Raw genomic sequence first — 7,382 nt, 5'->3', positions numbered from 1 at the left:
CCTGCGAATACTGCTCCAGCTCGCTTTGCTCCGGCGTGAATCCGCTGGTCACGTCCGGTGTCAGGCGGTAGGCCGGTTTTTCGCCCGTCCCCAGGACCTTCTGTGCAATCACCTGCCGGTCGATCGCATACGACAGCGCCTTGCGCACCCGCTGATCGCTGGTCGGCGCTCTTTGCGTATTGAATGCGTAGTAATAGGTGCCCAGCTGAGCGGGCGTATACACCTCGCCCGGCAGCGTCTTCAATAGTTTCTGATACTGATTTTTAGGAAACGATTCGGTGATATCGATATCGCCAGCCAGATAGCGTTTGGTCGCATTCGACTCCTGGCTAATCGGCAGATAGGTGACTTTACGCAGGACCGTGTGAGCATGATCCCAATAGTGCGCATTCGGCGTCAGCACCAGCTTTTCATTGACCACGCGCTCATCCAGCTTGAAGGCGCCGTTGCCCACCAGATGGCCGGGACGAGTCCAGTCAGCACCGTACTTTTCGACCGTGGCCTGATGTACCGGAAACAGGCTGAAGTTCGCCATCAGGTTGACGAAGTACGGCACGGGTCGACTCAGCATCACCTTCAGCGTGTGGTCGTCCATTGCGACGACGCCCAGTTGGTCCGGCGGCAATTTACCCGCCAGAATGGCGTCTGCGTTGACGATCCCAGCCAGACTGGCGAACCAGCTGAAGGATGAGGTGTTGGCAGGCGTCACCAGACGACGCCAGCTGTAGACGAAGTCTTTTGCGGTGACCGGGTCGCCGTTCGACCAACGTGCGTCCTCGCGCAGGATAAACGTGAACGTGCGGTTGTCGCTGGTCTGCCAGCGTTCTGCCACGCCGGGGACCGGATTGCCGTGTTCATCCTGATTCACCAGACCTTCAAACAGATCGCGGATCACCGGAATTTCCGGCAGGCCGACAGCTTTGATCGGATCCAGTGAGGCGGGTTCATCTTTGATATGGCGGACAACGTCCTGTTTGGCGTCCAGCACGGTTCCGGCGGGAACTTGCGCTGCATTGACAGCGCCTGTCAGCGCAGCCAGCAGTCCGACGCAAAGGGCGGAATAGCGAAATGGCATCATGTGTTCGGTCCTTAAAATAGCTGCTGCGCGGGCCGCAAAAAACTACCGGCCCCAACGATCCTGAAAACCTCCGTCATTGAGCACTGAGGTTAATCTTTCTTCTATGACGGTATTTTCTCTACGGAGGCCTCTGAAAAAGCAACATAAATACCCCTTCCGGGCGATGCATTATCATAGCCTGAAATCAAATTTTGCCTATCGGAATGACGCCAAAAACAGACATTCGTCGATGCAGCGCCAGCCCGCATCGTGCGTGGAGTGCGTGAGAAAGAGAATGTCGTGATGCCAGTCCGTTATTGCGCCGGTGAAAATGCTAAAGCGTGACTAAACCGAGACTTATGTCGAATTAAGTAGACTTACTTTTTTATACCAATGTTGATAATGTTGCCCTACACTGAACGCCTTGTTAACCACCTGTAATAAAGGACGCAATGATGTCAAAGAATGTACACTTCCAAGGTCAGCCGCTACCGGTTTCCGGCGAATTCCCCGCTGTAGGCAGCAAGGCCAAGGCTTTCTCACTGGTGGCAAAAGACCTTTCTGATATTCCGCTGAGCCACTACGCGGGCAAACGTAAAATCCTGAACATTTTTCCGAGCATCGATACCGGCGTTTGCGCGACCTCCGTGCGTAAATTCAACCAGCTGGCTTCCGAGCTGAACAATACCGTCGTACTGTGCGTCTCCGCCGATCTGCCTTTCGCTCAGGCGCGCTTCTGCGGCGCTGAAGGGCTGAACAACGTGGAAGTGCTGTCCACGCTGCGCGGCGCTGAGTTCAAAGAGAACTACGGCGTGGCTATCGCTGATGGCGGTCTGAAAGGACTGACGGCGCGCGCCGTCGTCGTGTTGGATGAAAATGACGTTGTGCTGCACAGCGAGCTGGTCGACGAAATCACGACCGAACCGAACTACGATAAGGCGCTGGCTTCCCTGAAATAAGCGGAACTCCCTGCCACAACATCCCGGCCATCGGTGCCGGGATGTTGTTCTTCCTCAGTCACTCACGATCTGAACCGCCCCCTTCCCCTGATACGCTTTAGACCGCACGTTGCGACGATGCATCCAGCATGCGCCTACCACCAACAGCAACATTAGGCTCCACTCCACGCCCAACGAGGCGATCAGCGCAATGTCATAACGCCCCTCCGTGGAATGCAGAAGATGAACCAGCACGGAACCTAATACGATTGGGCCCATGCCCATCGCCGTTTGCTGCAAAGTGGACAGCAACGCGCCGCCCGAACCGGCATGAGAAACCGGCACATCCGACAAAAAGATGCGATAAAAGCTGCTGACGATGAACGCCTGACCGAACCCGACCAGACAGGTCGAAGGCAACAGCGTCCACAGCGTCGGCGCGGGCCAGACCCATGCCAGCGTCGCCATCAGCAGCAGCAGACCGCTCATCTGGATAGCACAGCCGATAATCAGGGTAGGAATGTTGCCCACGCGCTCCGTGACCCGACCGCTCAGCAACGAGGAGATGAAATAAGCCACCCCCAATCCGATAAAGCTGTTGCCTGACTCCAGCGGCAAAAATCCCGCGCCGGACTGCAGGACATAGGCGACGATGAACATAAAGCCGCTCCAGCTGGAGAAGAACAGCAGCGCAATGGCGCAACCGAAACGAACGCTCGGCAGTCGGAACAGCGCGGGCGTCAGCAAAGGCTCCTGCTGCCGTTTTTCCTGTCGTCGTTCTACCCGCCACAGCAGCGGAAACAGCCCAAAACTGGCCAACAACGCGACGACGCAGCTTAACGGCCAGTGCCACAGAGGCCCCAACGCCAGAGGAAACAGCAGACATGACAAGGCCAGCGCCAGCAATGCCGTACCCGGCAAATCAATCGCCTTACGCTTTTCGCTGCGGGTATCCGGTACCCAAAACGGCGCGCAAATCAGAATAAGCAGGCAGAACGGTAAATTTACCAGAAAGGCGCTACGCCAGCCGTATCCGCCGATATCCAGCTTCAGCAACGCTCCGCCCAGAACCTGCCCGATAATAAAGGCCAGTCCGCCGATGGCGCTGTAGATGCCGAGCGTCCGGGCATGCCGACGTCCACTTAGGCTGACGTGGATCGTCGCCAGAATTTGTGGGATAGCCAGCGCCGCGCCAATTCCCTGCCATGCCCGCGCAAACAGCAGTAGCCATACCGACTGAGCGATGCCGCACAGCAGCGAGGCCACGCCGAACACGGCGACACCCGCCATAAAAATCCGCCGCCGCCCCAGGTTATCGCCCAGTCGGCCCCCCATCGCCAACGCGACGGCAAAGGCCACACCGTAAATCGAGACGATCAATTCGAGTTCAGCGGGACTCGCGGAGAGCGAATGGGTAATGGATTCCAGCGCGACGTTAACGATGGAAAAATCAATCATAGGCAGGAGTTGTCCGGTCAGTAATACCACCAGACCAATACGACTCAACCCGTGTGTCAGTGAACCTTGTTTCATTGTGTGCGCCCATTGTATTCATAATCCACGAGCGCTAGCATCGGGGTTAATTCAAACGGGTACCAGTTCTTGATTATCCTGGTATAAATTCCACCTGTCTGGCTCGGAGTCCTTGATATGTCAGAACTTACGACGGCCCCTCCTCTCGACAATACCGAACAAAACCGCAGGCTCACGCTGGGGAAATTCCTGCGCACGCGCAGGGAGAGTCTGGACCCGGAGCGACTGGGGCTGTCGACCCCGCGCAAGCGCCGTACGCCGGGACTGCGTCGCGAAGACGTCGCCCTGCTGGCCGATGTCGGGATTACCTGGTACACCTGGCTGGAACAGGGACGCCCTATCAAAACGTCGGCCAAAACGCTGCTGGCGATCGCCAAGGCGCTGCAGTTCAACGAGGTGGAGACCCGGCATCTGTTTATGCTGGCGGAACTGCCTTTTTCGCCGACGGTGCGCGCCAGCTGCGAGAAGATCAACGAAGACAGCCAGATGATTCTGGACCAGCTCAATCCCTATCCCGCCGTTATCGTTAACGCCCGCTTCAGCATTCTGGGTTTCAATCAGTCCTGGTGTCGGCTGCTTAACATCGATTTGAATCATATTCCGCACGAAGATCGCAACTGTATCTATTTGGCCTTTACCCACCCGGACTGGCAGAAAGGACTGGCGGACCTGCAGGAATTTCTGCCCAACATGGTGGCCATGTTCCGAGCGCGGCTGGTAGAGCATAGCGGCGAACCGCTTTGGGAAACGCTGTTGCAACGCTGCCTGAACGAATCAGAGCAGTTCCGGCAATTGTGGCATCAACGCTACGAGATCCAGGGTGTGATCAATAAGGTGAAGCGTTTCCAGCACCCGCAGCTGGGCGTCATTTCTCTGCGGCAGATTAACTGGTGGACGGCCAGCCATAACGGCGATCGGATGCTGGTCTATATGCCTGCGGAAGAGCAGGATAAACAGACGCTGGAAAAGCTGGCCCAGCTGGATTTTCCCGTCTGAGCCTACCAGTTGCCCTTTTTGACAAGCAGGAGGATGCACGATGTTTCCGTTAATCACGCCACGATTTTTTATTCGCCCATTCACCGCGGATGATATTCCGCAGATCGCAGAAGCGGTTCAAGAGTCCAGAGAGACCGTCGGACGCTGGCTATCGTGGTGTACGGATGAATACAACGTTCCCGAGATCTCACACTGGGTTGCTCAAAGCGTGCTGCGAATTCATGAAGGCATGGCATACGATCTCGGCATCTTCGAACAAACATCGGGCCGTCTGATAGGCTCCGTCGGCATCAACAGCATTCAGTCCGGCTATCAGATGGGAAATATCGGCTATTGGGTGCGCCAGTCCGAGCAGGGGCAGCAAGTCGCACTGGAAGCCGTGAAAGTCATTACCGCCTTCGGTTTCGAACAGCTGGGACTGACCCGACTGGAGATCATCGCAGCTGAACACAACCTGCCGAGCCGCCGCATAGCGGAAAAATCGGGTGCGCGTTTCGAAGGTATCGCCTACAACCGTCTGGTCATCCACGGCCAACCGACCGACGCCGCCGTTTATTCCCTGATCCCTGCGCGTTAAATCGCAAGAAAACGACGCGACCAGCTCGTCGCGTCACCTCACGCAATCAACGTGTATGAAAATCAAGGCGACCGCGCGGCTACAACCGGGCGCGGTGCTGACTTCTATGGCTGAGGTTGCGTGATGCACGCATAGAACAGCGGCGAGCCGTCAGAGGATGACGACAACGGCCCGACGCCGAAGCTGAAGGTTTAAGATGAGGACTCTTCGTCGCTCGGCGCTTTGCGCGCACTCAACCCATACTCGCGCAGCTTGTTGGCGATGGCGGTGTGGGAAACGCCGAGCCGCTTCGCCAGCTTACGCGTGCTGGGATAGCTCTGGTAGAGGCGAGTCAGAACGGAGCGCTCGAACCGTTTGGTGATGTCATCCAGTGAGCCTTCCAACAGCGTTTCGCTGTGCGCCAGCGCAGAAGAAAAGGCGGGCAAGTCGATGTCCTGCAAGGTCAGCTCGTCTCCTTCCAGCTGGGTTAACGCTCGATAGATGATATTTTTCAGCTGCCGCACGTTGCCCGGCCAGCCGTACTGAGGCAGGAGTTGCCGAACTTCGGGCGCAATGCGCGGATGACGCATGCCCTGTTCATCCGCAAAACGCGCGACAAACAGCTCGACCAGCGGCATCACGTCTTCCGGACACGCCCGCAACGGCGGCAGTTCCAGCGTCAACACGTTCAGACGATAATAAAGATCTTCCCGGAACTGGCCGCGCTGCACCAGCTCCATCAGGTTCTTCTGCGTAGCGCAGATGACCCGCACGTCGACGTGCAGCTCGTGCTCCTCGCCCACACGGCGAAACGTTCCGTCGTTGAGGAAACGCAGCAGCTTGGTTTGCATTTGCGGCGACATTTCGCCGACTTCATCCAGCAGCACCGACCCGCCGTTCGCCTGCTCAAAAAAGCCTTTTTTACCTTCCAGCGCGTTCGGATAAGCGCCCGGCGCATGGCCGTAAAGCTCGCTTTCCATCACGTCGTCTGGCAGCGCAGCGCAGTTCAGGGCCAAAAACGGCTGCCCGGAGCGATGGCTGCGTAAATGACAGGCGCGCGCCAGCATGTCCTTGCCGGTGCCGGTTTCGCCGACGATCAGCAGCGGCGCATCCAGCGGCGCCAGCTTACGCGCCCGCTCCATCACCTGACGCATCGTCGGACTGACGGCGACGATCGTGTCGAAAACGCGGTCGTCGTTCGCAGACAGGTTTTGTAACTGCTGCCCCATTCTCGCCGTGGATTTGAGCATCACCAGCGCCCCCGATGCGACCTTTTCCCCGCTGTCGTCATCCAGATAGACCGGCGTGACCTCCAGCAGGAAGTCCCGGCCGCAGACCACCACTCGCTCCGTCTCCGGTTTGGCGCCCTGCTCCAGCCAGCGGTTAAAGGCATAGCGACCGACCAGCTGACTGATGTTTAACTGAGACACTTTTTCCGCCGTCTGTCCAAACAGGGTCAGCGCCGCCGCGTTCATCATTTCGACGTGCCCTTTCAGATCAACGGAAAACACAGCTTCGGGCATAGATTCCAGCAGCGCTTTCAACGCCCGGTGCTCGCGTTCAGACGGCAAGAACGCCACCGTACGGACATCGCTGACGCCTTCCGTCCGCCGGATGTCCGCCATCAGCGCCTGAAAATCCTCGACGCGCAGCGAATCCACATGGAGATAAATGCGTCCAGCGGCGGCAATTTCGATACCGCGCAGATCGATGTTGCGCAGCACCAGCAGATCCAACAGTTCACGGGTCAGGCCCATACGGTCTTTACAAAAAACTTCCAGACGCATCAACATACCTTCTTCATCAGGCGCGCAGGGGGGGACGAAAACCGAATGATACCCTATTCGCCATCGTCGGATGAAGCAGAGTGTCAGCAAAAGTTGACACTTTAGTCTGACGTCGAGTTTTTGAACGGGGAAGGCGCACTCCGCTTCAGCAGACCAATAGCCACCCCCATCGCCAGCATCAGAATGGCGAGCGCAGATAGCAGCAGAAAACTGACGGCCCAGTTGCCGAACAACGTATGCAGCCCGCCGGTGACCAGCGGCCCGACCGAGGCCAGCGTATAGCCGACGCCCTGCACGGCCGAGGAGAAACGCCGGTTTTCATCCAGATCGCGGGCGTGGTCCATGATCAGCATGAAAATAGCGGTAAACCCGCCGCCCTGCGCGATGCCGCTCGCCAACGACCAGAGCGGCCATTGATGCGGCCAGTAATACATGCCCGCTGGCGTCAACATCCAGAATACGCCGACGATTGCCAGCAATAGCGCCCGCGATCTGGATGAAAACCGGCGTTTCTC

At 57.6% G+C, this 7,382-nt stretch carries 6 protein-coding genes and 1 pseudogene; 3 read left to right on the top strand and 4 right to left on the bottom strand.

Annotation, left to right across the window (positions count from 1 at the left end; translation table 11 throughout):
- On the bottom strand, positions 1-1,075 hold a 1,075-nt coding region (locus tag Q7O77_RS12145), incomplete at its 3' end, for an ABC transporter substrate-binding protein (RefSeq protein ID WP_304167580.1).
- 437 nt (positions 1,076-1,512) lie between these two features.
- Between Q7O77_RS12145 and tpx the strand changes: the two genes are divergently transcribed.
- Positions 1,513-2,016, top strand: coding sequence for a thiol peroxidase (gene tpx, locus Q7O77_RS12140; protein WP_085651862.1), 504 nt, complete (start codon positions 1,513-1,515; stop codon positions 2,014-2,016).
- 54 nt (positions 2,017-2,070) lie between these two features.
- Here tpx and Q7O77_RS12135 read toward each other — a convergent pair whose 3' ends face one another.
- Positions 2,071-3,528 (bottom strand): MFS transporter, encoded by a 1,458-nt coding sequence (locus tag Q7O77_RS12135; protein WP_304167574.1) that lies wholly within the window; start codon positions 3,526-3,528, stop codon positions 2,071-2,073.
- A 117-nt stretch (positions 3,529-3,645) separates the two neighbouring features.
- On the opposite strand from Q7O77_RS12135, the gene Q7O77_RS12130 reads away from it, so the two are divergent.
- On the top strand, positions 3,646-4,524 hold the full coding sequence (locus Q7O77_RS12130; RefSeq protein ID WP_304167571.1) for a helix-turn-helix transcriptional regulator: 879 nt from the start codon (positions 3,646-3,648) through the stop codon (positions 4,522-4,524).
- A gap of 40 nt (positions 4,525-4,564) precedes the next feature.
- Positions 4,565-5,101 (top strand): GNAT family N-acetyltransferase, encoded by a 537-nt coding sequence (locus tag Q7O77_RS12125; protein WP_304167568.1) that lies wholly within the window; start codon positions 4,565-4,567, stop codon positions 5,099-5,101.
- Between the two features lie 191 nt (positions 5,102-5,292).
- Here Q7O77_RS12125 and tyrR read toward each other — a convergent pair whose 3' ends face one another.
- Together tyrR and Q7O77_RS12115 are read right to left on the bottom strand one after the other, a co-directional pair.
- Positions 5,293-6,867, bottom strand: a complete 1,575-nt coding sequence (tyrR, locus tag Q7O77_RS12120; RefSeq protein WP_304167566.1) for a transcriptional regulator TyrR — start codon at positions 6,865-6,867, stop codon at positions 5,293-5,295.
- Positions 6,868-6,968: 101 nt separating this feature from the next.
- Positions 6,969-7,382 (bottom strand): annotated as a pseudogene (locus tag Q7O77_RS12115) (hypothetical protein); the annotation flags it as partial.

It is taken from the genome of Lonsdalea britannica, from assembly GCF_946477055.1.
Taxonomy (GTDB): Bacteria; Pseudomonadota; Gammaproteobacteria; order Enterobacterales; family Enterobacteriaceae; genus Lonsdalea; species Lonsdalea britannica_A.
Note: the sequence above shows the minus strand (reverse complement) of the source record. Positions and strands in the feature narration are given on the sequence as shown.

What these genes read in the sequence shown, in the direction of transcription:
- tpx (WP_085651862.1), top strand. Translation starts at nt 1,513, where the DNA reads ATGTCAAAGAATGTACACTTCCAAGGTCAGCCGCTACCGGTTTCCGGC.
- Q7O77_RS12135 (WP_304167574.1), bottom strand. Translation starts at nt 3,528, where the DNA reads ATGAAACAAGGTTCACTGACACACGGGTTGAGTCGTATTGGTCTGGTG.
- Q7O77_RS12125 (WP_304167568.1), top strand. Translation starts at nt 4,565, where the DNA reads ATGTTTCCGTTAATCACGCCACGATTTTTTATTCGCCCATTCACCGCG.
- Q7O77_RS12130 (WP_304167571.1), top strand. Translation starts at nt 3,646, where the DNA reads ATGTCAGAACTTACGACGGCCCCTCCTCTCGACAATACCGAACAAAAC.
- tyrR (WP_304167566.1), bottom strand. Translation starts at nt 6,867, where the DNA reads ATGCGTCTGGAAGTTTTTTGTAAAGACCGTATGGGCCTGACCCGTGAA.